The 26,564-nt window shown below is 61.3% G+C and carries 21 protein-coding genes and 3 pseudogenes; 13 read left to right on the forward strand and 11 right to left on the reverse strand.

The annotated features are described in order from the left end of the window. Window positions 1-159: 159 nt before the first annotated feature. Together HDG37_RS40145 and HDG37_RS39795 are read right to left on the reverse strand one after the other, a co-directional pair. Window positions 160-459, reverse strand: a pseudogene (locus HDG37_RS40145) (sensor histidine kinase); the annotation flags it as partial. 86 nt (window positions 460-545) lie between these two features. After that, a pseudogene (locus HDG37_RS39795) lies at window positions 546-935 on the reverse strand (HAMP domain-containing protein); the annotation flags it as partial. A gap of 190 nt (window positions 936-1,125) precedes the next feature. Between HDG37_RS39795 and HDG37_RS33870 the strand changes: the two are divergent. Continuing rightward, window positions 1,126-1,398, forward strand: a complete 273-nt coding sequence (locus HDG37_RS33870) for a hypothetical protein (protein WP_121317629.1) — start codon at window positions 1,126-1,128, stop codon at window positions 1,396-1,398. Between the two features lie 1,242 nt (window positions 1,399-2,640). Beyond that, entirely contained in the window at window positions 2,641-3,057 is a 417-nt protein-coding gene (locus HDG37_RS33875) for an organic hydroperoxide resistance protein (protein ID WP_184055257.1), read from the forward strand. Window positions 3,058-3,164: 107 nt separating this feature from the next. Here HDG37_RS33875 and HDG37_RS33880 read toward each other — a convergent pair whose 3' ends face one another. From HDG37_RS33880 to HDG37_RS33895, 4 genes are all read right to left on the reverse strand, one after another. Beyond that, the gene (locus HDG37_RS33880; protein ID WP_184055259.1) at window positions 3,165-3,899 is read right to left on the reverse strand and encodes an ABC transporter substrate-binding protein; all 735 of its coding nucleotides are present in this window, start codon (window positions 3,897-3,899) and stop codon (window positions 3,165-3,167) included. Between the two features lie 228 nt (window positions 3,900-4,127). Continuing rightward, window positions 4,128-5,417, reverse strand: a complete 1,290-nt coding sequence (locus HDG37_RS33885) for an MFS transporter (protein ID WP_184055261.1) — start codon at window positions 5,415-5,417, stop codon at window positions 4,128-4,130. Between the two features lie 52 nt (window positions 5,418-5,469). Next, a complete protein-coding gene (locus tag HDG37_RS33890) occupies window positions 5,470-6,798 on the reverse strand; it encodes an MFS transporter (RefSeq protein ID WP_184055263.1) in 1,329 nt (442 codons plus the stop codon). Between the two features lie 71 nt (window positions 6,799-6,869). After that, entirely contained in the window at window positions 6,870-8,144 is a 1,275-nt protein-coding gene (locus HDG37_RS33895) for a glucarate dehydratase family protein (RefSeq protein ID WP_184055265.1), read from the reverse strand. Window positions 8,145-8,348: 204 nt separating this feature from the next. On the opposite strand from HDG37_RS33895, the gene HDG37_RS33900 reads away from it, so the two are divergent. The 3 genes and pseudogenes from HDG37_RS33900 to HDG37_RS33905 all read left to right on the forward strand — a co-directional run bounded on the left by HDG37_RS33900 (window position 8,349) and on the right by HDG37_RS33905 (window position 10,049). Further along, on the forward strand, window positions 8,349-9,053 hold the full coding sequence (locus tag HDG37_RS33900) for a GntR family transcriptional regulator (RefSeq protein ID WP_184055267.1): 705 nt from the start codon (window positions 8,349-8,351) through the stop codon (window positions 9,051-9,053). A gap of 256 nt (window positions 9,054-9,309) precedes the next feature. Further along, window positions 9,310-9,568 (forward strand): annotated as a pseudogene (locus tag HDG37_RS39805) (hypothetical protein). Between the two features lie 133 nt (window positions 9,569-9,701). Continuing rightward, window positions 9,702-10,049, forward strand: coding sequence for a hypothetical protein (locus HDG37_RS33905; protein WP_084754269.1), 348 nt, complete (start codon window positions 9,702-9,704; stop codon window positions 10,047-10,049). Between the two features lie 97 nt (window positions 10,050-10,146). Here HDG37_RS33905 and HDG37_RS33910 read toward each other — a convergent pair whose 3' ends face one another. Both HDG37_RS33910 and HDG37_RS33915 read right to left on the reverse strand, forming a co-directional pair. After that, the gene (locus HDG37_RS33910; protein ID WP_184055269.1) at window positions 10,147-11,160 is read right to left on the reverse strand and encodes a Gfo/Idh/MocA family protein; all 1,014 of its coding nucleotides are present in this window, start codon (window positions 11,158-11,160) and stop codon (window positions 10,147-10,149) included. 176 nt (window positions 11,161-11,336) lie between these two features. After that, window positions 11,337-13,001, reverse strand: coding sequence for an alpha-amylase family protein (locus HDG37_RS33915; RefSeq protein ID WP_184055271.1), 1,665 nt, complete (start codon window positions 12,999-13,001; stop codon window positions 11,337-11,339). A 48-nt stretch (window positions 13,002-13,049) separates the two neighbouring features. On the opposite strand from HDG37_RS33915, the gene HDG37_RS33920 reads away from it, so the two are divergent. Continuing rightward, entirely contained in the window at window positions 13,050-14,681 is a 1,632-nt protein-coding gene (locus HDG37_RS33920; protein ID WP_184055273.1) for an alpha-amylase family glycosyl hydrolase, read from the forward strand. A 102-nt stretch (window positions 14,682-14,783) separates the two neighbouring features. Here HDG37_RS33920 and HDG37_RS33925 read toward each other — a convergent pair whose 3' ends face one another. Continuing rightward, window positions 14,784-15,641, reverse strand: a complete 858-nt coding sequence (locus tag HDG37_RS33925; protein ID WP_184055275.1) for a helix-turn-helix domain-containing protein — start codon at window positions 15,639-15,641, stop codon at window positions 14,784-14,786. Window positions 15,642-15,745: 104 nt separating this feature from the next. Between HDG37_RS33925 and HDG37_RS33930 the strand changes: the two genes are divergently transcribed. Then, complete coding sequence (locus HDG37_RS33930; RefSeq protein WP_184055277.1) at window positions 15,746-16,645, forward strand: SDR family oxidoreductase; 900 nt, start codon at window positions 15,746-15,748, stop codon at window positions 16,643-16,645. 62 nt (window positions 16,646-16,707) lie between these two features. Here the strand turns inward: HDG37_RS33930 and HDG37_RS33935 are convergent, their stop codons facing one another. Then, a complete protein-coding gene (locus tag HDG37_RS33935; protein ID WP_184055279.1) occupies window positions 16,708-17,400 on the reverse strand; it encodes a phosphatase PAP2 family protein in 693 nt (230 codons plus the stop codon). A 247-nt stretch (window positions 17,401-17,647) separates the two neighbouring features. On the opposite strand from HDG37_RS33935, the gene HDG37_RS33940 reads away from it, so the two are divergent. Together HDG37_RS33940 and HDG37_RS33945 are read left to right on the forward strand one after the other, a co-directional pair. Then, window positions 17,648-18,520: an endonuclease/exonuclease/phosphatase family protein gene (locus HDG37_RS33940; protein WP_184055281.1), complete on the forward strand. Its 873-nt coding sequence runs from the start codon at window positions 17,648-17,650 to the stop codon at window positions 18,518-18,520. A gap of 139 nt (window positions 18,521-18,659) precedes the next feature. Then, the gene (locus tag HDG37_RS33945; RefSeq protein WP_184055283.1) at window positions 18,660-19,445 is read left to right on the forward strand and encodes a hypothetical protein; all 786 of its coding nucleotides are present in this window, start codon (window positions 18,660-18,662) and stop codon (window positions 19,443-19,445) included. Window positions 19,446-19,718: 273 nt separating this feature from the next. On the opposite strand, the gene HDG37_RS33950 is transcribed toward HDG37_RS33945, so the two are convergent. Further along, a complete protein-coding gene (locus HDG37_RS33950) occupies window positions 19,719-20,903 on the reverse strand; it encodes a glycoside hydrolase family protein (protein ID WP_260335201.1) in 1,185 nt (394 codons plus the stop codon). A gap of 1,883 nt (window positions 20,904-22,786) precedes the next feature. Between HDG37_RS33950 and HDG37_RS33955 the strand changes: the two genes are divergently transcribed. From HDG37_RS33955 to HDG37_RS33970, 4 genes are all read left to right on the forward strand, one after another. Further along, a complete protein-coding gene (locus HDG37_RS33955; protein WP_184055285.1) occupies window positions 22,787-23,431 on the forward strand; it encodes an SCO family protein in 645 nt (214 codons plus the stop codon). A 17-nt stretch (window positions 23,432-23,448) separates the two neighbouring features. After that, a complete protein-coding gene (locus HDG37_RS33960; protein ID WP_184055300.1) occupies window positions 23,449-25,407 on the forward strand; it encodes an RICIN domain-containing protein in 1,959 nt (652 codons plus the stop codon). After that, window positions 25,407-25,841, forward strand: coding sequence for a hypothetical protein (locus HDG37_RS33965; RefSeq protein ID WP_184055287.1), 435 nt, complete (start codon window positions 25,407-25,409; stop codon window positions 25,839-25,841). Before HDG37_RS33960 ends, HDG37_RS33965 begins: the two co-directional genes overlap by 1 nt. A 498-nt stretch (window positions 25,842-26,339) precedes the next feature. After that, window positions 26,340-26,564: Wzz/FepE/Etk N-terminal domain-containing protein (locus HDG37_RS33970; protein ID WP_184055290.1), on the forward strand; the 225-nt coding region annotated here is incomplete at its 3' end.

Below are 26,564 nucleotides of genomic sequence, written 5' to 3' on the forward strand. Positions count from 1 at the left end.
CGTGCGGCTGCGATCCGCCCGCGCGGCGCATACAGCGTGATGCTGCAGCCGGTCGCGACGTCGTTGAAGCGTAGCGCCGACCCGTGCATCGTCGCGACGGCGGCGGCGAGGCTGAGCCCCAAGGCCGCTGCCGGCTGTATGCCTGCTCGTCTCCGCGCGATAGAACCGCCGCAGCACCGCCTGCCGCTCCTCGGGCGGGAGCCAGGGGCCGTCGTCGGCGATCGTGATGCCGATGCCCGTCGCGTCGCGAAACGGCTGGATCGATACATGGCCGCCTTCCGGCGCGAACTTGATCGCATTGTCGATGAGATTGGCCAGCGCTTCGAACAGGAGGTCACGGTCTCCATGCAGTTCGAGCGGACCGTCCGGCGCGCGGTGGTAGTCGAGCGTGACGCGCTTGTCTTCGGCGGTGGGTTCGTAGTACTCGACGACGTCGTTGGTGACCGTGGCGAGATCCACGAGGGCGAAACTCTGCTGGCGGCGTGGGACTCGATCTCGGAAATGCGCAGCAGCGCATTGAATGTGTGCAGGATGCTGCCCGTCTCGACGATCGTGTCGTCGATGGCCGCACGATAGTCCGCCTCGGTCCGTGCGCGCCTCTGGGCTCGCTCGAGCCCCGCGAGCAGGCGGGTGAGCGGCGTGCGCAAGTCGTGCGCGATCGCGTCGCATACGCCCTTGACCTCGTGCATCAGCCGCTCGATCTCGTCGACCGTGCCGTTGACGACGTGCACGAGCCGTCCGACGTCGTCGTGTTGCGTATGCACCGGCAGGCGCCGGCTCAGGTTGCCGGACACGATCTCCTCGATCGAGTGCGTGACGGGAATTGAAGGCGGGCACTGGCGTCTCGCTGCAAAAAGCAATGCGATGCGCGGCGGTCTCGCGAGCACCTGGAACGGGTCGCTCGGATAGGTTGGAGGCACAGTACGGCTGCGCATTAAAGGCAACCCTAAGAATTCCTTAAATTTTTTAATGCAGATTTCAGATTGTGTTTATCCGGCGTCGCTATTGTTGGATCGTGGTCAGCAGTTCGGATCTTTGCCGTGCAAGCGCTCCCGCACCATCAGGAGCGTTCGCTGCCACGGGGTCAAGGCACGGTATTTCCATTGCAGCCGAAGGAGAGCAGTCATGCGCGCCGCCGATAACTCCCTGCACTCGCTGGTCGACAAGTGGCTTGGCCTGGGACTGGCGAACCCCGTCCGCGTCATGCGCTTCGGGCACACGCCGGCGAACCGGCGGCGCTATGCACTGGTGCAGACACGGCGCCCGACCGGCATGCTTTCGATGTTTTTCTTCCGCCATGACAATGGTGGGTGGTGCGTATTCCCGCCCACCGAAGCGAGTCCAGCGATGCGCTTCGCCGCGCTGTGCATGCCGCAGAGCTGCGATTGTAATGGATGATGGCGAGTCTCACTGCAACGGCTGATCTGCGAAAAGTGTGCCGATCCAGGTGAGGATCGCAGTGACTGCGAGTCACGCCGGAACGACGCTAGTTCATGATTTGCGCCGCCGGTCTCACAATCGAGCTATACGGTGCTTCGGTTGGCAGTAAAAAAACAGGAAGGAGACCGCTTGTGAACGAGATCGGATCGAGTGTCATGATTAGCAGGTCCCGGGGTGGACTGCTACCGCGCCACATCTCGATATAGGTAGCCTGTCCTGCCTTCCGTGATACTGGTCACAGCTGGCACGTAGTTGCCGACGAAGGCGGGGCACGCACCCGTGGGTTACGAATAGCATCTCGCAACGTTTCGGACTCTACCGCAAGTACGCATCCGCTTGCAGTGAGAACCGACATTCGCAACTGCCGAGGGGCGAATGTCGGGAAAGCAACATGCAGCCGACTCACAGATTTCCATATCTGAATGTCGGGTACGGCCGAATTTTTGTCATTAAAGTGGCGGTACCTGGCGACTGCCGGACTCTGATACCCGGTGCCTGATCTCCGGCGTCCCGAGCGGCCGCAGTGGGTCCGGCATCTGCCTGATCAGTCGGGAGAAGAGGGGGATGCCCCCGTCGCCCCGCGCCGACGCCCGGCCAACAAAAAAAGGCCCGCGCGCGGCGGGCCGGAATCCATGTGGAGACATGGAGGAGACGGATTCAGTATAAACCCTGGTGCGATCCTGTGCACGCCCGACGCGGGAAGCCGCACACCGGACCCGGCCGGCGGCGTCACGGCCGGGCAGAGCGGCGCAACGAAGGGAGAACGGGGGAGAGTCCCTGCTGCCAGCGCGGCCTGGCCGTGATAAGCGGCGTTATCGCGGCCAGCGTCGTTGCTAATCGTGACAGCGGGAGCGCCCGGCAGCCTCTGTCCACTGTCGTCGCGTCGTCACTCAGCGAGCCTGTGGATAACTCTCCCCCTGCACCCCCCAAAAACCCGGAGAGGTAAAGGTTTACGAAACCGCAAAACCATTATGAAGTGCATGAACCCGCGATGCGGGTTCAAGGTAACAAAATCACTGAAACCCAAAGCCTCGTCCAATACGAATAGTATTAGACGAGGCTAAAACCCAATGTTCACGGCAGTCTCAGAGTTAGATCTAGTAAAGCGCCGGCTATAACTGGCATTCCAATACGTGCACGGCAAGTTCGAGCCCGGATTTGCAGACCTGAATATCACTGGATCAACAGGAGTAAGCCACCATGACCCGCATCGAAGAAGTGCTGTACACCGGCAAAACCCATACGACCGGCGGCCGCGAAGGCGCCGCGCGCAGCTCGGACGGCCGTCTCGACATCAAGCTGTCGCCGCCCGGCACCTCGGGGGGTGGAACGAATCCCGAGCAGTTGCTCGGCGCGGGCTGGTCGGCGTGTTTCATCGGCGCACTCGGGCTGGCGGCGCGCGCGTTGCACCTGTCGTTGCCGGCCGATACCAGCGTCGATGCGGAGATCGATCTCGGCACCACCGATGGCGCTTATTTCCTTCAGGCGCGTCTGTTCGTCAGTCTTCCCGGTGTCGAGCGTGACGTGGCGCACGGGTTGATCGAGCGAGCGCATCTGACCTGCCCGTATTCGAAGGCGTTGCGCGGTAATGTGGATGTGCAGACTTCGCTCGTTTGAGCGTCGCTGAGGGTGGTGGCGGGGCCGCGCCGAAGCATCGCGCGGCCCCGCGTATCTGCCATGCCAGCAGCTTCGAAAGCTACGCGGTGTCGGGTTCGTGCGGCCCGCTACGCCGCAGGCGCAACCGACGCTCCCGCGATCTTGTGCCGCGCGAGCGATTGCGCCACCAAGCCCGAGGCCTTCATCTCTTCGACAAACGAACGCAGCGCGTGAGCCGCCGCTTCGCCGCGGCTCTTCGGCACACCCATCGCCTGCCGGATCACCATGAAGCGCTCGTCTAGCAGCCGCAGACCGGGAGTTTGCTTCGCATCGGCCTCGAGTTGCTGCTTCACGCCTGCCGCCACTTCCAGATGCTGCTCGATAAACGTCGGCACGACGCTCGGCGAGCTCGGCGCGCGCACGATTTGCGCGGATTTCAGCTCGCGCGTCAGAAACAGATCGTACGCACTGCCTTTGCCGACGACGACCCGGTTGTGCGCGTGATCCACATCCTGATTCGAGCGTACCGGCGAGTCGTCGCGCACCAGGTAGAAGCCTTCGATCAACACATACGGCGCTGTGAACGCGATCGTCTCGCCGCGCAACGGATCGATCGCGAAGAAGCCGAAATCCGCGCGCTCCTCGCCGACGGCCTGCACCGATTTGCCGGCCGTATCGAAGACGACCAGCTCCAGTTCGACGCCCAGTTTCGCGGCGAACGCGCGCGCGAGATCGATCGATACGCCGAACGGCTCGCCGGAGTCGGCGTGACGATTGGCGAGGATTGGATTGCCGAGATTGATCGACGCGCGCAGCTTGCCCGTGGGCGTGAATGCGGCGACGACGGAGGGATCGATGGTCATAACGGCTCTCGTGGCGATGGCGTTGGGGCGAGCGAAGTCTCAGGGTCCAAGGATTTCGCTGATGCGGGATAGCGCGTTGAGAGTATGCAGCAGATGCTCGCGCGTTGCTTCTGACACTTCTTCGTTGCGCTCGCGCTCCAAGAGTTCGGCAGGAAGCATCATTGCAAGGGCGGGGGACGCCAGTTATCCGTGCCACGTCCCCTCGCACTATCACCCGCCAGCGGCACTTCAATCGCGCAACTTGACCGCCGTCATCCGCGGCATCAACAGATGAATGATGCCCAGCGCAACCAGATACGCCGACGCGCCGACCGTAAAGAGCGCCCAATACTGCCCCGTGCGCTGCAAGGTCTCGCCGATCACGCCGGAAAAGAAGAACGAGCCGACCATCCCCGCCACGCCGCCGATACCGACCACCGTGCCGACCAGCCGCTTCGGAAACACGTCGCCGACGGTCGTGACGAGGTTCGCCGACCAGCCCTGGTGCGCCGCTGCCGCGAGACCAACGGCGAAGACCGCCCACCACAGGCTCTGGAAATACGACAACGTTGCGATCGGCACCACGCACAATGCACAAATGAGCATCGTGAGCTTGCGCGCGAAATTCGGCCTGTTGGTGCGGGCCATCAAACGCGACGACAGCCAGCCACCCGCCACGCTGCCGACCGATGACATCGTATAGATAGCGATCAGCGGCAGGCCCATGTTGCCGATGTCGATATGGCGCGACTCATTGAGCCACTTGGGCAGCCAGAACAGATAGAACCACCACACCGGATCGGTCAGCAGCTTGCCGAAGACAAACGCCCACGTTTCGCGGTACTTGAGCACCGACAACCAGCCGACTTTCTGCTCGACGACTTCCTCGCGATCCGCATTGATGTAGTCGAGTTCTTCCTTCGACACCGACGGATGCTCCGACGGCTGCCGATAAACGAGCATCCACACAGCCAGCCAGATGAAACCGGTCGCGCCGCCCGCGATGAACGTCGCGCGCCAGCCCCACATCACGGCAGCGATCGGCACGAAGGCCGGCGCCACGATGCCGCCGATCGTCGCGCCCATGTTCCAGAAGCCCGTCGCTAGCGCGCGTTCCTTCTTCGGAAACCACGTGGCGGTAGTGCGGATCGCAACCGGAAAATTGGCCGCCTCGCTGAAGCCGAGCAGACCGCGCACGGCCGCGAAGCCCGGCACGGTCGATGCCACCGCGTGGAGCATCGCCGCGAGACTCCACAGCGCCATCGCGCTGCCGTAGACCTTCCTCGTGCTGACGCGATCCGCGATGCGGCCGAAGATCGCGAGACCCACCGCATAGGCGACCGTAAACACCATCACGGTCTGCGCGTACTGCACCTGGCTCCAGCCGATATCCTTTTGCAGCAGCGGCGCGAGCAGCCCGAGCATCTGACGATCCATGTAGTTGATCGTCGTCGCGGCGAAGATCATCGCGCAGATGGTCCATCGGTATCGTCCGACGGCCGTGCGTGCGGCGGCCGTCGTCGCTTCTATCGTTTTCATCGTGTCTCCTTGAGGTTTCTGCAAATGGTGTCTATACGGTTGTTCGATGCAGTCAATGCGCGGAGGTGGGCACTCCTTCGCGCGGGCTCATGCGGGAGAAGAACACGACCCCGGCGGCCACCACCGACATCACCGCGAGTCCAGTGAGGCCGCCCTCGATCGAGCCGGTCTTCTGTTCGAGGAAGCCGAAGGCCGCTGGCGCGACGAAGCCGCCGAGGTTGCCGATCGAGTTGATCAGCGCCAGCACCGCGGCGGAAATCCGCGCGTCGAGATAGCCCTGCGGGATCACCCAGAACAGTGACGAGGCGGCCTTGAAGCCGATCGCCGCAAAGCAGATCGCGACGAACGAAAACACCGGGCCGCCCTGGCCGGCCGCATACATGCCGAGCGCGGCGATCAGCAGCACGCACGCGACCCACGCCTGCTGGAACTTGAAGCGCGCCGCGAGCATCGCGAACAGATACATCGCCGAGATCGAGATCAGCCACGGAATCGAGTTGTACAGGCCGACCTGGAAATCGTTGAAATGGCCCATCTTGCGGATGATGCTGGGCAGCCAGAAGGTCGCGCCGTAGATGGTCAGCGATACCGCGAAGTAGATCAGGCAAAAGATCAGGATTTGCGGATCGCGCAGCAGCGCTCCTATCGACGGCTTGACCGGGTGCGCGGCGGCGCGCTGGCGTTGCTCTTCGTCGACCGCATCGAGCAAGGCGTCCTGCTCGGCGCGGGTGAGCCAGGCGGCGTCGCGCGGCTTCGAGTCGAGCCACAGCAGGATGAAGCCCGCGAGCACGACCGAGAACATGCCTTCGATGATGAACATCCACTGCCAGCCGCGCAGCCCCGCGCCTTCGATCAGCATCAGTCCGCCGGAGATCGGCCCGGACAGCACCGACGCGAGCGCCGAGCCGCTCAGGAAGATCGCCATCGCCTTGCCGCGCTCGTTGCTCGGCAGCCATTGCGTGAAGTAGTAGATGACGCCGGGAAAGAAGCCCGCTTCGGCCGCGCCGAGCAGGAGCCGCATCACATAGAACGACGTCTCGCCGCGCACGAACGCCATGCCGGCCGCGGCCAGCCCCCACGTGAGCATGATGCGCGCGAGCCACAGCTTCGCGCCGTAGCGCTGCAGCAGGATGTTCGACGGCACTTCGAAGATCGCGTAGCTGATGAAGAAGAGCCCCGCGCCGAGCCCATAGGCCGCCGCCCCGATGCCCAGATCGGCGCTCAGATGCTGGCGCACGAAGCCGATGTTCACGCGGTCGATGTAGTTGACGATGAACATCACGACGAACAGCGGCAGCACGCGCAATTTGATCTTGCGCACCGCGCTCGCCAGCGCGCCGGCGCGCTCGGGCCGCGCCGTGTCGGCAATCGGGTTACTCATGGGGTTGTCTCCTTCGATGGCGACGCGCGTTGCGCGTCGCGGGCCTCGTAGGCGCGGATTGGAAGCGGGAGTTAAAAGCGCGGATTCTTGCCGGTGAAGCCCGGCTCGTACTTGCGCATCTGCGAGAGGTCATCGCGATTGCGCACGCCGCACGACAGATATTGCGCATGCAGTTCGGCGAGCCGCTCGCGGTCGAGCTCGACGCCGAGGCCCGGCGTGGTGGGCACGCGCACCGAGCCGTCGTCGAACGTCACGCGGCCGCCCTTGATGACTTCTTCCTCCTGCCACGGATAATGCGTGTCGCACGCATAGGTCAGGTTGGGGATGCTTGCCGCGACGTGCGTCATCGCCATCAGGCTGATGCCGAGGTGCGAGTTCGAGTGCATCGACATGCCGAGATCCCACAGCTTGCACATGCGCGCGAGCGTCTGCGTCGCGCGCAGGCCGCCCCAGTAGTGGTGATCCGACAGCAAGACCTTGACCGAACCCATCTTGGCGCCGCGCCGGAAATCTTCCATCGTCGTGATGACCATGTTGGTCGCGAGCGGCAGGCGCGTGTGCTTCGCCAGTTCGGCCATTCCTTCGAGACCCGGGCACGGGTCTTCGTAGTACTCGAGCAGCTCGTCGAGTTCGGGGGCGGCGGCGATGCTCGTTTCGAGCGTCCAGTTGGCGTTCGGGTCGAGGCGCAGCGGCACGCCGGGGAACGCCTGATGCAGCGCGCGCATGCACGCGATTTCGTGTGCCGGTTCGAACACGCCGCCCTTCAGCTTGATGCTCTGGAAGCCATACAGCTCGATCATTCGACGCGCCTGCGCGACGATCTGCCCGGGGCTCAGGCCTTCGCCCCAGGCATCGGGCGCATAGGGCTTGTCGACGTGCTCGGCGTACTTGAAGAACAGATAGGCGCTGTAGGGCACGGCGTCGCGCACCTTGCCGCCGAGCAGGTCGACGACCGGCGCGCCGACGATCTGCCCTTGCAGATCGAGCATCGCGACTTCGAGCGTGCTGATGACTTTCGGCGCGTTCTTCGCCGAGTGCGAGCCGGGCGCGAGTTCGAATTCGACCGCGCCCGGGCTCGCCTTGATCGACGCTCGCACGCGCTCTTCCATCCGATTGAGGTCGAATGGCGACAGGCCGGTCACCAGCGACTTCGCCTGTTCGAGCACGCGCAGCATCGGTTCGTCGCCATAGGTCTCGGAGATGCCGACGCGGCCGTCGCTCGTCTCCAGCTCGACGATGGCGCGCAGCGCCCAAGGTTCGTGGATTCCGGCGGCGTTGAGCAGCGGGCCGTCGCGGAAGGCGATCGGGGTGATGCGCACCTGCGTGATGGTGATGTCGCGAGTCATGATGGCATTCGGCATAAGAAGAGTTTGATGGGACGGATGGTAAAGCACTAATGTATTAGTGCGTTACTGGGGTAAGTACCATGTGCACTGTTCGCGGAATTCCGCTCGCAAGCCCGCTGGAAGGGGCGCGCGTCGGCTATAGTACTAGTGCCTCAGCGGACCGCCATGCCGGGTCACGCCTGCTTCCATGCTTCAGTTTCTGCCATGAAAAACCACGCTCATTCGTCGACGGTAACCCGGCTCGACCGCTCCCGCCACGCCGCGCCGCAAGTATTCGAACGACTGCGCGAAATGATCCTTTCCCTCGAACTCACGCCGGGTACGGTGCTGTCGCGCACCGAGCTGGCGAACCGCTACGGGCTCAGCCAGACGCCCGTGCGCGACGCGCTGATGAAGCTCGGCGAGGAAGGTCTCGTCGACATCTATCCGCAGCACGCGACGGTCGTCAGTCAGATCAACGTGACGTCCGCGCTGCAGGCGCATTTCCTGCGCCGCTCGATTGAACTCGAAGTGGTGCGCACGCTCGCGGAGCAGCGCGACGCCACGCTGATCGCTGAACTGCGCCTGACGATCGCGCGGCAAACGGAAGTGCTCGACCTGAAGAACTACGAGCAGTTCTCGCTGCTCGATCAGGCGTTTCATCGGCAGATGTACGAGGCGGCCGGCGTGCCGCAGCTATGGGATCTGGTGCGTAGGTTGAGCGGCCATATCGACCGGCTGCGGCGCCTGAATCTGCCGGTGGAGGGCAAGACGATAGCGGTCGTGCGCGATCACACCGAGATCGTCGATGCGATCGGCAAAGGCGATGTCGAGGCGGCGCAGGCAGCGCTACGCAAGCATCTGTCGGGGACGCTGAGTCAGATCGATCAGATCCGCACAAGTCATCCGAATTTTTTGGCGGACGAGTGAGCGTTCGCTGATTCGCTGGCTACGGCTGGTTCACGGTCATTCTGAATGGACCGCCGTTCGCGGCCGCGCGGGGTACCGCTTCGTTGAGCGGACCGCAACATCCTCGTTTTCAGGTTCATCGAACCGGAAGCGCGGCGGCTGGTGGATCGCGCACGACGCGACGGCCCTAAGACCTTGGTCCGATTGACGCGACAGCCACGCGTGGCACCCTGTACAAAGCCGAAATACTCATATTCAACCTGTCAGGGAGGTCGCCATGTTTTCATGGAGCCGGGAGTTCGCGGTCGCGGTCACGGCTGTGTCCGTGATGGCTTGCGCGGGAAGCTCCTGGGCAACCGAACAGGCTCAGCAGCGTCGCTGCCGGACGTGACGTTCGCCAGGAGACACGCCAGGGTTCCCGCCACACGAAGCAGGAGTGCCGGGCCACGGACCAGAAGAGCAATTCGCAATGCCGGCGGGACAAGCGGCAAACCAAGCAGAACGGCCGTGCGGCGGCCAGGAATATCAAGTATTGAGCGTTTGCGTTCGCGTGCGCCGGCTGGGCACTGAACCAGCGACAGCACGGGATGGCAGACACCACGTCCACCAGATCAAGCGGGGAAGCTGATGCGAGCCTGCCGATATGTAGCGCTTTGCACCTTGCCGTTCATGATCGTCGGCTGTAACACGCCTCCGATCGCACCGGGCAAGCCGGTCGATATCCCGACTGCCCTCGAGCAGGTTCTCCAGGGTCTGTGCAATTTCCGCAAAGATCAGGCCGGCCGGAAGCAGGATCTCGGCGCTGCAATCGACTCGATCACCGTGGAACTCGACCTGACCGTCGACGGAGCGAGAAATCCCCCGGTGGCGGTGGCGCCGGATATCCAGTTCATTCCCACCGTTAGCTATGGTCAGATCATGACGGCAAACAGGGGTAGCAGACTCGTGCTTACGCTGAAAAACACCGGCAGCGGTGCCCACGGCGGCGACTGCGATGTCACCGCGCCGGCCAGGTAGAGACCACTTTCGCTCGCCATAGTGTATGGCTTTGCGAAAGCGGACGACTGGGCACTTGCCGCGCGTTGAACAGCGCGGATCGCGCCAGCGTTGCACTTCAACCTTGGGCGATGCTCTCCCACGCGCCCGATTGAGCCGAGCGGAACACGGCATCGATCACCCGCATATTCGCGCGCGCATCTTCTAGCGAAATAGCCTGCGGGCTCCCACTCAGGATCGCCTCCGCGAACGTGGCGGCGGCTACGCCATATTGATCGCACACCGCAAGCTCCAGCCAGCGATCAGTCGCGACAGCGTCGCTATTGTGCTCACTGATTAGCAGGCGCGTCGGTCGATCGTTTGGTGCATTGAATGGAATTTCGACTTCGATTCGCCCCTTGGTACCGTGAAATTGCATCCGCTGGTACGGATAGGTCTGAGTCGAGTAAAAGAAACTCGCCTGCACGCCATCGAAGTCCATCAGCACGGAGCCGAGCCGGTCCACTTTGAAGGTCGGATCCTGCTCCACCAGCGCAACTACGCGCCGTGGCTCACGCCCGATAGTGAAGCGCGACGTCGTGATCGGATAACAACCAATATCGAGCAGACCGCCGCCACCTAGCTCGCTCTTGTTGCGGATATTGTGTTCGTTCGTGTTGTGATAGGTGAAACCGCCGGTCACTGCCCGCAATTCGCCGATCGCGCCTTCGTCGATCAAGGTCCGCACCTTCAACCATTGCGGATGCGTGCGAACCATGAACGCTTCCTGGATGTATCGGCCGTTCTTGTCGCGCGCGGCGATCAGCCGTTCAACCTGTTGAGCGTCCAGGCTGATCGGCTTCTCACACAGGACGTGCTTGCCCGCCTCGACCGATTTGATCGTCCATTCCACGTGGAGATGATTGGGTAATGGAATATAGACCGCGTCGATTTCCGGGTCCGCGAGGAGCGCCTCGTAACTATCGTATGCGACAGCCAGACCATACCTGGCCGCGGCTTCCCGCGCCTTCTCCGGAGAGCGTGACGCGATGCCTTTCACCCGACACTTCGGCTCGTTGTGCATGGGCACGACCACCTTGTCGTTGATCTTTGCGGCGCCCAAAATTCCCCAGACTATTTCATCCTTTGCCATGACATCCCTTTATTCGATTGCGTATCCGATGAGTCGAGCAGGCTGAACATTCGCGTGAGTCGACAAGTCGCGTGAGTCCGCGAACGACCAGAAGCACGCGATCGTATCAGTTTAACCGTCTCGCCCCGCGATACCCGATACCCGCTCCGGCCGAAGACACGATCGCGATTCGTCAGCTAGACCTCGGTCCGCCTGAGCAGATAGCCGAGGCCGCCCACCCGATACCATCGGTAGCCGAACGGCTCGAGCACCACCGCGTGGCGGCCGCCGTCGTCGGACTCGCTGTGGTCGTCGGACAGAAGATTGATCAGCGACTGTCTACCCGGTTCGTCGGAGCTTAGGCGGAATTCGACGGTACACGCTTCGGCGCGGAAATTATGCAGAAACAGCACGGAGTTGTTACGCCACTGATAACTGAGCGCGAGCACATTGTTTCGCGAGGTAGGCAGTACTTCGAAGTCCCCCCAGCTGATTTCCGGCACTTCCTTGCGCATGCGAATCATCCGCTCCGTCCAGTTGAGAAACGAATCGGGATCGCGTCGCTGCTTCGCCACGTTGACCCGCTCGAAGCCATAAGCTCCGCCGCAGATCGTCGGGACGGGCGGGTTTGCATGACTGGTGAAGCCGCCTTGCGGCTCGCCCGACCATTGCATCGGCGTGCGCGCACATTGGCGCTCGGGCCGGCGCAGGTCGTCGCCCATGCCGATTTCATCGCCGTACCGGAACACGGGCGTGCCGGGCAAACTCAACATCAGGCTGTAGGCAAGTTCAAGGCGGCGTCGGTCGCCCGACAGCATCGGCGCAAGTCTGCGGCGGATGCCGCGCCCATACAGCTGCATGTCGGGGTCCGGAGCGAACGCGGCGAACACTGCCGCGCGCTGAACGGGCGTCAGCCGGCCCAGATCGAGTTCGTCGTGATTGCGCAGAAACACTCCCCATTGCGCGCTCGGCGGCCGTGGCTTCGTCGCAAGGAGCGCGTCCTTCAACGGCTTCGTGTTGCCCGTCGCGAGCGTGTAGAACGTGTTTTGATTGACCCGGAAGTTGAACATCATCGGCAGGCGCTCGCCCTCGTCGCCGAAGTACTGGAGGTCGGTTTTGGGCGGCACGTTGGCTTCGGCCAGAATGATCGCGTCGCCCTCGCGCCACTGCAGAAACTCGCGAAACGTTCGCAACATGTCATATTGCTCGACGGGGCGGCGCACCTTCGGGCCCTTCGTCGCGATGACGAAGGGCACCGCATCCATGCGGAATCCGGAAACCCCCAGTTGGATCCAGAAGCCCATGATCTTCAGCAATTCCGCCTGCACATGCGGATTCGATGTATTGAGGTCCGGTTGAAAATCATAGAAACGATGGAAGTACCAGCGTCTCGCCCGCTTGTCGAAACTCCAGGTCGACTTCTGCACGCCCGGAAACGCGACGCCACGTTGCGCATCGGGCGGTTTGTCGTCCGACCAGACATACCAGTCGCGATACTTCGAAGCGGGATCGCTGCGTGCTTCCAGGAACCACGGATGCTGGTCGGACGTGTGATTGACCACCAGATCGATGATGACGCGCAAGCCCCGCTCGGCGCACGCATGCGTAAACTCGGCGAAATCGCCGAGCGTGCCGTACTTCGGGTCGACGTTGTAATAGTCGCTAACGTCGTAACCGTTGTCGCGTCCGGGCGAGGGGTGGAAGGGCATCAGCCAGATCGTCGTCATGCCAAGCCCTTGCAGGTAATCGAGCCTGCGCATCAGACCCTGGAAGTCGCCGACGCCGTCGCCATTCGCATCCATGAAGGTGCCTACCGAGAGGCAATAAATTATTGCGTTCTTGTACCAGAGGTCATTGAGCATAGGTTCCGCGCGTAGCGCCAAAACGATCGATCGCCAAGAGGATTTGCAATGTCGGAGCTTGCGTGGTGGCAACGCGGCGTGATCTATCAGATCTATCCGCGCTCGTTTCAGGACAGTAACGGCGATGGCATCGGCGATCTATCCGGCATCAGCGCGCGGCTTGAATATGTCGCGGCGCTAGGCGTCGATGCGGTGTGGATCTCCCCCATCTACCCGTCGCCCATGGCCGACTTTGGCTATGACGTCGCGGACTACTGCAACATCGATCCGATATTCGGCACTCTGGACGGGTTCCAGCAATTGATGGGCCACGCACATCGGCTTGGGCTCAAGGTGCTGCTCGATTTCGTGCCGAACCATTCGTCGAGCCGGCATCCGTGGTTCGAGGAAAGCCGCTCGTCACGGGACGATCCGAAACGGGACTGGTATCTGTGGCGCGATCCCGCGCCCGATGGCGGGCCGCCGAACAACTGGTTGAGCCGCATGGGCGGCTCGGCGTGGGAGTGGGACGAGGTGACGGGGCAGTACTACTATCACGCGTTTCTGCGCGAGCAGCCTGATCTGAACTGGAGAAACCCGCAAGTACGCCAAGCGATGGATCAAGTGCTGCGATTCTGGCTGGAACGCGGCGTGGACGGCTTCCGCGTGGACGTGCTGTGGCTGTTGATCAAGGACGCGCAGTTTCGCGACAATCCGCCCAATCCCGGCTATCGGCCCGGCGAGCCGGAACATCATCGGCTCTTGCAAAGTTACACGGAGGATCAGCCGGAAGTGCATGAAATCGTCCGCTCGATGCGAGCCACCCTGGACGAGTACGGCGAGCGCGTGCTGATCGGCGAAATCTACCTGACTGTCCCGAGACTGGTGAAGTATTACGGCGTGAACGGCGAAGGTGTGCACATGCCGTTCAATTTCCAGCTGCTCAACGCGAGATGGGACGCGCAGAACATCGCCCGCATGATCCGGGATTACGACATCGCGTTGCCCGAATACGGGTGGCCGAACTGGGTGCTGGGAAACCACGACAATCCGCGCGTTGCATCGCGCGTCGGCGCGGCGCAGGCGCGGGTGGCCGCTGTGCTGCTGTTGACGCTCCGAGGGACACCGACGCTCTACTACGGCGATGAGATCGGCATGCCGGATGGCTATATCGCGTCAGATGAGATCCAGGACCCGGCGGAACTCCGGCAACCGGGCATTTGCCAGGGGCGCGATCCCGAGCGCACGCCTATGCAATGGGATGGCTCGCTGCCGAATGCGGGCTTTACGGACGGCAAACCGTGGTTGCCGATTGCGACGGCGACGAGCGTGCGCGAACAGGACGGCGACACGTCGAGCATGTTGTCGCTCTATCGGCGCCTGCTGAGCCTGCGCCGCAGCAACGCCGCGCTTGTGCAGGGCACGATCGAGAACGTCGCTGCTGACGGCGACGTGCTGACCTATGAGCGGCGATACGGCAATCAACGCCTTTTCATCGCGCTGAACATGGGCGTCGAAGATGCCACCGTGCAATCGCGCCCGGGCATGGTGTTGCTATCGACGGTGAGTACGCGCATCGGCGAAACCTTCGTGGAGGGCGCCAACTTGCTTGCCGCCAGCGAGGCGGTCATCGTGATTCTTACGCGAAGCTTGTCCGATGCCGTGCGGCCAATTAACGGGCCGAACGATGCAGTTCGATAGTCGTCCCCCACGGTGCTTCAACCTGATTGATTTCCACGAGCACTTGCGGACTCGCCTGAGTGCGATCCGGCGGCCGCGCTCGCGCTCGAGCGTCGAAGCCGATTACGCAGCGGTCAACGGCGCGGCGCTGGCACTCTTATCCATCGACGAAACAGTACTGCGGATGCGCGCGGCGATTCGCGCGTCGAGCGGCGTGTACACGAGCATGCTCAGGTCTGGCCGACCATCGACGGCGAACAGCGAATACTCCATTTCGATGGTCCCGAACGCAGGATGCAGCAGGCGCTTAACGTGCTGTCCTTCGCTGTGGCCGAATACCTGGTTTTCGCGCCACATGCGTTCGAAGTCCGGGCTCGCGCGACACAGATCGTCGACCAGATCGCCCACCTCGGAAGCGAGCCCCGCGCGAGCAACGTCCGCTCGGAACGTCCCCACGACGAAGCGCGCGACACTCTCCCAATCGTGCTGTTTTGCCCGGACGGCCGGATCGCCGAACAGGAAGCGCAGGATGTTGCGCTGGCCCGGCGGCAGCGCGCTGTAGTCGGTCAGCACGACGGCTGCGGCGCGATTCCACGCGACGACGTCCCACGTCGCGGTCTTGATGATCGACGGGCTGGCATCGAGTGAATCGAGCACGCGCTGCAAGCGCGGGTCCACTGCGTCGGTGGACCGGTAGCGCACTTCCGGGGGGCGTCCGAGGCCCAGCATGAAAAGATGTTCGCGCTCGGTATTCGTCAGCATCAGCGCCGCGCAGATCCGCTCAAGCACCGCGGCGGACGGCGCGCCGCCGCGGCCCTGCTCGAGCCACGTGTACCACGTCGAGCTGATATTCGCGCGCTGCGCCACTTCTTCCCGGCGCAATCCGGGCGTGCGCCTGCGGCCCGAGAAGCCGAAGCTGGCCGGATCGAGCCGCGTGCGGCGGCTGCGCAGAAAGTCCCCGAGGGTTTGGGCGGTGTTCACTGGGATGATTAACCTGTTAGTCGCTTTACCGGGATAAGCTCACTACTTCAATAGCATAGTGAATGATCGCATAGTGCGTCGGTGGCTATTCTGGAGACTTGACCATGCGAATTTTTCTGACGGGCGCAACCGGGTTTATCGGCGCGGCTTTGGTGCCCGAACTTATCGAAGCCGGGCATCAGGTTGTCGGCATGACCCGGTCCGAGCAGGGCGCGCAGGCTCTCGGCGCAGCCGGTGCGGAGGTCCATCGCGGCACGCTCGAAGACACCGACAGCCTGCGCAGCGGCGCCGCGAAGGCGGACGCCGTCATACACCTTGCTTTCGACCACGATTTCTCGCACTTCGTGGAGAACTGCGAGAAGGACAAGCGCGCTATCGCTGCACTGGGCTCGGCGCTGGCCGGCTCGGATCGGCCGCTTCTGATCACGTCGGGCACGGGCGTCGGCAGCCGCGATAACGGGCAGCCGGCCACCGAAGACGTGTTCAACACCAGTCACCCGAACCCGCGCATCGGCTCGGAGCTGGCCGGCAACGTGCAGCTGGAGGCGGGCGTCAATGTGTCGGTGATGCGCTTGCCGCAAGTGCATAACCCGTACCGGCAAGGCCTCATCACGCCGCTCATCCAGATCGCGCGGGACAAAGGCGTGTGCGCATACGTGGAGGAGGGACGCAACCGCTGGCCGGCGGGGCATCTGTCGGATGTCGTGCGGCTGTACCGGCTCGCGATCGAGAAGGGCGAACGCGGTGCGCGCTATCATGCGGTCGGCGAAGAAGGCGTTAGCGCCCGCGAGATCGCCGAGGCGCTCGGACACGGCCTGAAGTTGCCGGTCGTCTCGATCGCGCGCGACGAGGCGCAGGCGTACTTCGGATGGATGGCGATGTTCGCCGCGCTCGATATGCCGGCATCGAGCGCGCAGACGCAGGCGCGTTTGGGCTGGCGACCGACAGGTCCGACGCTTCTCGCGGATCTGAACGAAGCGCGCTACGTTCAGGTGTCCACGTAGCTTTTGCTGTCGCTGTCAGCCGCCGTCGCACGAGAACAAACCTGGCGCAACCATCGCCGCCATCATAGGTGTTTCATTACGCCACTCGCGAGCTTGCGCAGTTCGTCGAACTGCGTGACGAGCTGGAGGCACAGAATAAAGGCCAGCGTCGCAGCGGGCGCCGGGTGGCGTTCGGTCCATCGCAGTACCTGCGTCGCGTAGCGTACGCGGATCGCATCGCGCGTCATCACCAATGTAATCACGATTCCCACCGCGGCGCCCACCAGCAAATCGGTCGGATAGTGAAAGCCGAGATAGGCGCGCGGAAGGCAAATGAACAGCGCAGTATAGAGAAGCGCCAGCACGCCGACGCGCCGCGACATGAGGAAGATGCCGGTGGCGACCGCCATCCATAGCATCGCGTGATCGCTTGGGAAGGAACTCCAGTTGGTCAGCACTGCGTCCTTGATTTCGCCGCTGGCAAAGCGCAGATGCAGTTCGGTGTTGTAGACGGGGCGCACCCTGAATGGCAACCAGTGAGTCAGCAGTCTTCCGACGAAGAGCGCCACGATGCCGCTGACAAGCGTCGCGAGAACCATTTCTCGCCGCCATTCTCGGCACTCGTCTTGCTGAAACCACATCCACCAAAGCACGGGAATGAGTACGAGGCCTTTGAAGGTGTACAGGTTGTCGATGGCCTGGATGGATAGATTCGCGAACTCGCCGAGGTGTATGTTGGAGAGATACGTTTCGATGGACAAATCGAGGCTATTCATTGTTTTCTAAAGGAATTGAGCCGGTCGCGGATGAGGGTCAGCATAATTCATCGCGTGCACGGCATTGTTTGGCGCTTACTTTCACTGACAATTTTTACCGCGCAATTTCATCGCTAACTTTCAGTGACCCTGTGGACGCTCATAACAAGGGGCGGCGTGTGATTGAAATGCGCCCGTCCTGTCCAGCGCTGATTCACCGCGCAGGTTGCGGCGATACACTGTAGCCGGATCTTTCAAGGAGGCCGTCATGAAACTGGTCGACTGGAACATTCAGTGGGGATGCGGCGTCGACGGCCGCGTCGACCTCGGACGGATCGTGCGGGAAGCGCGCGCGTTGTGCGACTTCGACGTCCTGTGTCTGCAGGAAGTCACGCGCGGCTTCAACGAAGAACCGGTGGCCGGCGGACTGAAAGGCGCGCCTTCGTCCGATCAGTTCGCCGAACTTGCCGCTCTGCTGCCGGAGATGACCGTGCTCGATGCGATCGGCTCCGATCTGCCCTCGTTGGGCGCGAGCCGTCATCGGCGGCAGTTCGGCAATGCCATCGTGACCCGTTTGCCGGTTCGTCAGGTGCTGCGCCATTCTCTGCCGTGGCCCGCGGACCCCGCCAAGCCGTCGATGCTGCGCGTCGCGCTCGAAGCGGTGCTCGAAGCCGACGTCGGTCCGCTTCGTGTCATCACCACGCACCTCGAGTTCTATTCGGAGAAACAGCGGCTCGCACAAGTGGCCAGACTGCGCGAATTGCATCAGGAGGCGTGCGCTCACGCGCGCGCTCCCGCGCGCGGCGAAAAGCCGGACAGTCCGTTTGCCGATACGGCGCGCCCGGTCAGCGCGATTGTCTGCGGAGACTTCAACAGCGCATTCGAAGACACCGCCTTTTGCCGGATGCTCGAACCGATCACCGACGCTCCGGCATTCGTCGATGCGTGGGCCCGCGCGCACCCCGGCGAGCCGCGTGCCGCGACGGTCGGCCTATACGATCACGAGCAATGGCCCGACGGAGCATTCGCGTGCGATTTCGTTTTCGTCACGCAAGACCTGAGCGCACGCATTGCATCGTGCGATGTCGATCAGCACAGCCGCTCGTCCGATCATCAGCCGATGTGGCTGGAACTGCGTTGAAGGGACTCGGCGTTACCGACCCGTTATTGGCGCAGGAAAATCTGACCGCGTGATTCGGCGGGATGCTTAAGGTGCTGTTAAGGGTTGCTCTGCGATGGTTGAGGCTATGTTCAAGCCATGAGAATAGTGAGCACGTCACATGAATAGCAACCCGTCGCAAACTCGCGCGCATGCAGTCAGTAAAGTCCCGCAGATCACGCTGGGCTTCTGGATCATCAAAATCGCCGCCACGACGCTTGGCGAAACGGGCGGCGATTGGGTGACCATGTCGCTCAAATTGGGTTATCTGATCGGCACCGCGATTTTTGCGGTTATTTTTATTGGGCTGGTCGCAGGGCAGATCAGGGCGGAGCGGTTCAATGCCTCGCTCTATTGGGCGACCATCGTTGCAACGACCACGCTCGGTACCACGCTGGCCGACTTCTTCGATCGTTCGGTGGGAGTCGGCTATCCGGGCGGTGTAGTCATCGTCTTCGCGCTTCTGCTTGCGAGCCTGGGCGTCTGGTACAAATCGGAAGGTACGATGGCGGTGCAGAGCGTAACCACGCCCAAAGCCGAGTGGTTCTATTGGGTGACGATCCTCTTTTCGCAGACACTGGGTACGGCCTTGGGCGATTGGGTGGCGGGATCGGACCGAGGCGGTCTGGGGCTTGGCTATGAGTACGGCGCTTTGATCTTCGGTGGGGGGCTGCTGATCGTCGGTGCGCTTTATTACTGGTCGCGGCTGTCACGGACCGCTATATTCTGGGCGGCGTTCATCCTGACGCGTCCGCTTGGCGCGACCTTGGGGGACCTGCTCGACAAACCCATTTCTCAAGGTGGGCTCGAGATCAGCCGACTCTATGCGTCGGTGATTCTGGTTTCGTTCATGGCGCTCTGCGTGATTTTCTTACCGCAACGTCCTGCTGGGCGAGCGATGCGGTAGATGGGGCGAAGAGGCTACGAATGTTCGGGAACAGCCATTGCGTGCCCGCCTCTCGGGTGGCGCGGCGTTGTTTGCCGTGTCTGCTCCTTCGATTACGGCAGCGACGAGTTTGACGCAACGTATTGGCACAGTGGCAGTTCATCCTCGCGACGCTTGGCCTCGGGAATTTCGCTGCGCCCTCAAACTGGATGCGGTCCTGTCAGCCCGGCCAAAACGGAAAAAAAGGAGCGCGATAGTCGCGCTCCGTTCATTCATGGGTTACAGCAGGCAGGCTTACTTGATCGCAGTCAGGTAAGAGCCGGACAGGAAGCGTTGCGAACGCGGAATGGTCGCCGTGTAGGCCTGAATCGCGGCTGCCAGCTGCGGACGAATCAGGTTTCGGTTGTAGTCGTAGATCGAATAGCCGTCGCCTTCGCCATTGCTCGGATCGCCGTTGCGCACGACATACCAGAACGCCTTCGCTACCGAACCGTTGTTCATCAGAACCTTCAACTGGTCGAATGCGGCCGTTTGTCCGGCGTCCGTACCGTTGGTGCCATTGTTGGTCTCGGTCAGCCAGATCGGCTTCGCGCCACTGCTGACGAGGTTCGACACCGTCGTCATGAATGCCTGCATCAACATGTCGTATTCGGCGCTGCCGAAGTAGGGGTGAACGTCGACGACATCGATCGTGGTGTTCAACAGGCTGGAAGCACTCTTGGTGTTGTTACCCATTGCCTTGATGTAGTCGGTCGCCTGGATCAGCTCGCTGCCCGCGGGCGGTTTCCAGCCGTTATTCGGGTACGCCGAGTTGTAGAAGTACGAGATGCCCTGAGTGTGCAGAACCGTTTTGTAGCCCGACTGGCCTTTCGTGTTCAGGATCTGCCTGGCTTCCGAATAGAGCGTCTTGCTGCGATTCAGAATGTATCCGGAGATACCGTTCGGATCGCCGTAAGACGGGTCCGAAGCGGAGAACGACCAGTTGGTCTCATTGAACAGTTCGATGTCAGCCGTAAAGGGCAGAACGACGTCCATGAGCGAGCCGAGATACTTCGTGAACGTCGCGTCGCAGAAGTCGAGTCGCGGTGACGATGCGCTCGGCGGATTCCTGGTGGCCGGGCATTGGTATGCGCTAGACGGCGCGTACATGCCCACCTGGAAAAGAACCTTCATGCCGCGCGTGCGTGCGGCGTTCAGAAGCGACTTCAGAAAGGCCACTTTGTTGGGGTCCAGCGTGCTGCCGTCGGCCAGCGTCATGAAGTCCCACGAAACGCCGAGGCGAACCGTACCCACGCCCAATCCGGCAATCAGATCCAGGTCCTTTGAGCATTCGTTCAGCGCCGTCTGATTCGCACTCCAGAGATTGCAGTTCACGTCCATTGCAAAACGGTCGTTTCCGCTTCCGGTGGGCGGCGGCTGCAGCGCCGCGAGTTGCTTGGCGGTGGCGGCGGTCGAACTCGTCTGGGAGAACGCTGGCATCGATTGCCCGCACAACAGGGCTAAAACGGCGAATAGTGAGTAGAGTCTGAGTTTCATGGCTTAGCTATAAATTGCTACTGACCGGGGATGGGCCGAGAACGTTGGAATTACGTTTGCCGATGACCATCAGTTCCTGAAGCGATGGCATACGTAACGCAAACACGTCAAACGCGTGAGTCAACGGTCGCTGACATCACGATTGAAAATGCTCTTGCACGGGATATGCGGGTTTCGTATCGATCGCCGCGAAACGGTTCAATCGCCTTGTCCCGCCCGTTGCACCAGGGCGCGGTTATAAGGCTGACCGTTCGCCTGAACCGGCGGAGAGCCATTGTCGGGGGGCACTACGCCGTTGCTGTACGGATCTGTAGCCGCGTTCGCGACTGTGTCGGCAGGGAGGGAGTTGGCGGTCACGGACGCGGTACTGCCATCATCGCTTGTTTCACCGCCACAACCTGCAAGGCTTAGTACGCCTGCGATAAATGCAAGCGCCGAAGCAGTTTTTGCGATCTGGGGAAGCCGACGAAATGACGGTTTCAGTCTTGGAGAGAGTCTGCTGAAGAAGGACATCTGTCTATCAAGGCCGATGGAACCTGGCCGCTAAAACGAACAACGTTCGCGTGATAAGGACGTCGCCACGAAAAAATACGCAACAACACGAAGTACAACTGAATATGATCGGCTTTTGTCAAGAGCCGCCCGCTGCCGCACTCGCGTTGGGCACTAATCGCGTTTTAATCTTCAGATTTAATGCGACCTACTGAAAACCCGCTTTCATCATTTTCAATCGGAAAATTCGGTAATTCGTCGCAAATTGCGAAGTTTTTCCAATCTAGTCAAAATCGACAAGGTTTTCCCTTAGTGATCAGATGAATACGAATGATACAGAATTGGAACAAATCTTGCGCCATGAGGCGTAACTAAGCGTAACAACGAAATTTGTGCTATGTGAGCCTATCGGCAACGCGTCCCTCCTCTCTTCCCACGCTTATCCAGAGGCGTTCTCACGCCCAAATTCGAGATTCACAAAACAACAAAAAAATCGTTACAAAATTGTTACTTGGCGCTTTTAGACAGTCGGGTTGCTTTAATTTCCGCCAATGTATGGTTCTTATCGGGATGGCTGGGACGTAATTAAATGCTAATTAAATGTTCCGGTATGGTTTTAGAAAAGAAAAATAATGCTAACGCGGCATTTATATGGGCCGCATCGGTCGCATCAAATAAATCGCGGAATGCGAATTTTGCCACGGTTTGACTTGGTGCTTTGGAACAAGGAGACGGCCGGGAGCCAGGGGCGCGGAACCTGCATATCATCGCCAGCGAAACACGCGCAATGCCTCGCCGTGGTCGCGGCGAAACTCGAAGCCGCCGGAACACCGGCGCTGCTTGCTATTCGCCACCGCGGACGTGCCATTTTGGCGATGCTGAGGCCTTGTTGGGCAACCTCTTCGTTGTAGGAGCAGGGCTTGGCAGTTCGGTAACGGTCAGCCGAGTCTCTTCGGCCAGGCCGACCTGGTCCGCCTGCCTGACGCGTCTTGCCGCCACGTTTGAGCGCGCAATCCATTTTCGCGACTTGGCCATTTCCGCCGCCTCACGACGAATCTCAGGACGACATAGGGTTTTGCTCGGGCTTTCTAAAACACCCAGTTCTTGAAGTTTCATTGTTATGTGGCCGACCTCACAAAGCGGAGCGAGTCGCGGGCCTGACGCTGTCATTTTCCGGAGGGTTCTCTGCTACGCTCCCGAATGCCGTTGATTCGCAATTAGAAAGCGAACGTAGCCGTCGCGCGACTCGTGCGCATTATCGCGCGGGTAACACGCAATAAAAGATGGCGACGAATGGTTCTGCGAGCCATTACACGTTGCGGGAGATCATAGTCATGTTCCATCAACACGCGCCGACTCGCGCGGCGTTGCGTGCGTGCGCGCCGGTCCGAAGTCCGGGGCGCCGCGCGCTGCTGTGTGGCGTATCGGCCGCGGCATTGGCAGGCGTTTCTTTTCCGCTATACGCGCAGCACGCAAGCGTAGGACTCGTCACGCCGCCCATTCGTCTCGACGACTTCTGGCTGGTCGATCAAAGCGGCCAGAAACGGTTGCTAACCGACCTGTTGCGTCAGAAAGTGACTGCGTTGCAGACGATTTACACAGGATGCACTTCAGTTTGTCCTTTGCAGGGTGCGCTGTTCAGCACCGTTCAGCAACGGATATCGCAGTTACAGCACCGCTACCCCGTTCAGTTGGTGTCGATCGGAATCGATCCGCTTTCCGACACGCCGCCCGCGCTGCACGCATGGCTCATGCGCTTCCAGGCCGGACCCGAATGGCGGGCGGCCACGCCGACGTTGCAGGACGTCGACCGGATGCGCAAAGCGCTTTCGGGCAGCACCCTGCCACTCGGCAACATTGCCGATCACTCGACCCAAATCTACTGCTTCGACGCGAACGCAATGTTGCGCTGGCGAAGTGATGACCTGCCTCGCGCGGATCAAGTTTGCGATGTACTGGGCGCATTAGGGCGTGTGTAACCTATTGGACTGAGGCTATGTCACAAAACCGATCGTTTAGGATCCTCTCGCAGTCGTTCGACAGGTGCGTGAAAGCGTTGCTGCTAATCACATTCATGGCGGCGTTGTCGATGTTCTCCACAGCTGCCGACGCGCAGACATCGAGCACGCTCACCGTCAACGGCACGACCTTGTGCGCCGATGTGAACGCCGAATCGAAGACGCCTGGCGCCTCGGTTATCGAGTGGACGTGCAATGGCGGGAATAACCAGCACTGGACATTGACGCAGAACAACGGGCTTTATCAGTTCGTCAACGTCAACAGCAACCTTTGCCTCGACATCTACGGTGTCAGCACGGACGCCGGCGCTGGGGCGGACCAGTGGACCTGCAACGGCCAGGCCAATCAAAGCTTTCAGCTGATCCCGCAAGGTGGCGGCTTTGCAATCGTCGCGTCGCAGAGTCACCTGTGTCTGGCTGTCGCCAGCCTCACGGCGAAGGGCTCGCAGATCACGCAGCAGCCTTGCAGCGGAGCCGCTCTGCAGACGTGGCAGATCAGCGGCATGACCGCGAAAACATTGCCGGCGAAGTGGACTACACCGTATAACCTGTCGATCGTGCCGGCAGCTGCGGCGAATCTGCCCGATGGCACCGTGGTAGTGTGGTCCTCCGACCAGAAGCTGGACTTTACGTCTGGCGAAGTGACTCCCGGCAACACATACACCGCAATCTTTAACCCGACTACCGGCACGAGCAAACAGGTTCTCGTGTCGAATACCGGCCACGATATGTTCTGCCCGGGAATCGTCAATCTTCCGGATGGCCGTATTTACGTCACTGGTGGCTCGAGCAGCGACGCGACGAGTTTCTACACGCCTTCGACCGGAAAATGGTCGCGAGGTCCTCTAATGAATATTCCGCGCGCCTACCAAGGCAGCGTAACGTTGAGCAATGGCAACGTATTCCTGGTGGGCGGCTCGTGGAACGGAGGCGAGGGCGGCAAGACCGGCGAAACCTGGTCACCGAGTACGGGTTGGCAGGTCAATAGCGCCATTCTCGCCGACTACATCCTCACGAATGACGCGGCTGGCATTTTCCGCTCCGACAATCATGCATGGCTGTTTGCGGTGGCAAATGGGCGAGTCTTCCACGCCGGTCCGAGCGTTGCCATGCACTGGTTCGATACCGCCGGCGCGGGCAGCGTGACGCCTGCCGGCAACCGGGGCAGCGATACCGATGCGATGAACGGCAATGCCGTTATGTACGATATCGGGAAGATCCTGGCTGTAGGCGGTGCGCCGAGCTACGAGTATGCCAACGCGACTGCGGATGCCACGCTAATCGACATCAGCAGCGGCACCGCGGTGACGCAAACGCTTACGCCGATGAATTACCGCCGCGCCTTTCACACCAGCGTTGTCTTGCCGAACGGTCAGGTGGTAGTCCTGGGTGGAGAGGCGTTCCCGGTAACGTTTTCGGACGACACCGCCGTGCTGGCGCCAGAGTTGTGGGACCCTACCACCAAGACTTTCTCGGTGCTCCCGCCGCAAGCCGTGCCGCGTAACTATCACAGCATCGCACTGCTGTTGTCGGACGGTCGCGTACTGAGTGGTGGCGGTGGACTGTGCGGAACCTGCTCGACAAACCATACGAACCTCGAAATACTAACGCCGCCGTACCTGCTCAACGCGGACGGCTCGGCGGCAACACGGCCAACCCTCACAGCCGCGCCCACTACGGCACAGCTCGGGACATCGATCGCCGTAACGGGCAGCAGTGGCATCACGGCCTTTGCGTTGATGCGCATGTCTTCGTCGACCCACGCGGTCAACAACGAGCAGCGGCGGGTACCCGTGACTTTCACGGTAGGAACGGCGGGCGAATATCTGATCAATATTCCTTCCGATCCGGGTGTCGTCGTGCCTGGCTACTACATGCTGTTTGGCCTGAACGCGAAGGGCGTGCCGAGCGTTTCGCGCACGGTGCAGATCCAGTGATGGGGTTACGCTCACGGCGAACCGCGGCGCGTGCGCTGGCGCTGGCGCTGGCGAACATCACGTATGTCGCGCATGGCGCGCCGCTTTGTGAGTCGAACGATCTCGGGTGTTCGATCTTCAACGGGCAGCATTCGGTTGAGGCGCAATTGCGCGACGACGACCGTCTGTTGCCCGGCTCGACCACGCGTTGCGCGAACTGCCATTCGCAAACCGGCTCGGGCGACGCATTCGCACCACCCTTGACCGCCGGCAACCTGTTTCCTGCGAAAAGTCGAAGGGACGGTCCGGCGAGCAGTTACGATCAGGCAACGTTCTGCAGGGCGCTGAGGGAAGGCATCGACCCGGTCAACGTGATGTTGCGCAAAGCCATGCCTCACTACCGGATATCCGAGACCGAGTGTGCGGCGCTCTGGCATTTCGTGACGAAGCGCTAGCACCTTTGCGTGCGGTTGCGCGAATTCGGCGCCGTTTGCTCCAGCAGCTTTGTCTGGGTTTTCACGCTATACGGGCGCTTCTTCGAAATGATCGAAATAGCGACATCGCAATTGCGCATGACCCCGTTGGCGCGACAATGCGAATGTGCGGCAGCGTACGGAGGTGCGGCAAGCCGTCGGATAGGCTGCGATGACGTCTGCTATGAATAACTCGATTTCTGTTTGCTGGCGCAATACATCGGATGCGGAAAAATTAGAAGTCTGCGCCAGACCCGGCGGAAGTCCCTTTTAAACGATAAGACGATTTGTTTCGAGCACGCGGCGGGGCGTAGATCATAGGGATTTGCTCTCCGGGTGCGTTGCGAGCAGGACTGACGTACTCGGCCTGTGCGTCCGATTTCAGCCGTCCCGTGACAAAAAGCGAGATCTGGCAACGCCGCATCGCCTGCACATTAAATCGAGCTTCCACCCTTTTCGTACACCCGCCCTGGGGTTTCGATGAATCAGAACTCTCTGCTTACGAATGCTGCCGTGCTCCGGAATAACGATGTAAGTCTTTCGCGTTATTTCGACGTTCTAATGGCCAACCGTTGGCTGGTCGGTGGAATCGCCGGCGGCGTGCTCGCCCTGGGCGTGGCCTACGCGTTTATCGCGCCGTCGGTGTACCAGGCCGATATTCTCGTGCAGGTTGAAGACAGCATTCCGACCAACAATTCAAAAAGC

It is taken from the genome of Paraburkholderia sp. MM5384-R2, assembly GCF_014201025.1.
GTDB lineage: Bacteria > Pseudomonadota > Gammaproteobacteria > Burkholderiales > Burkholderiaceae > Paraburkholderia > Paraburkholderia tuberum.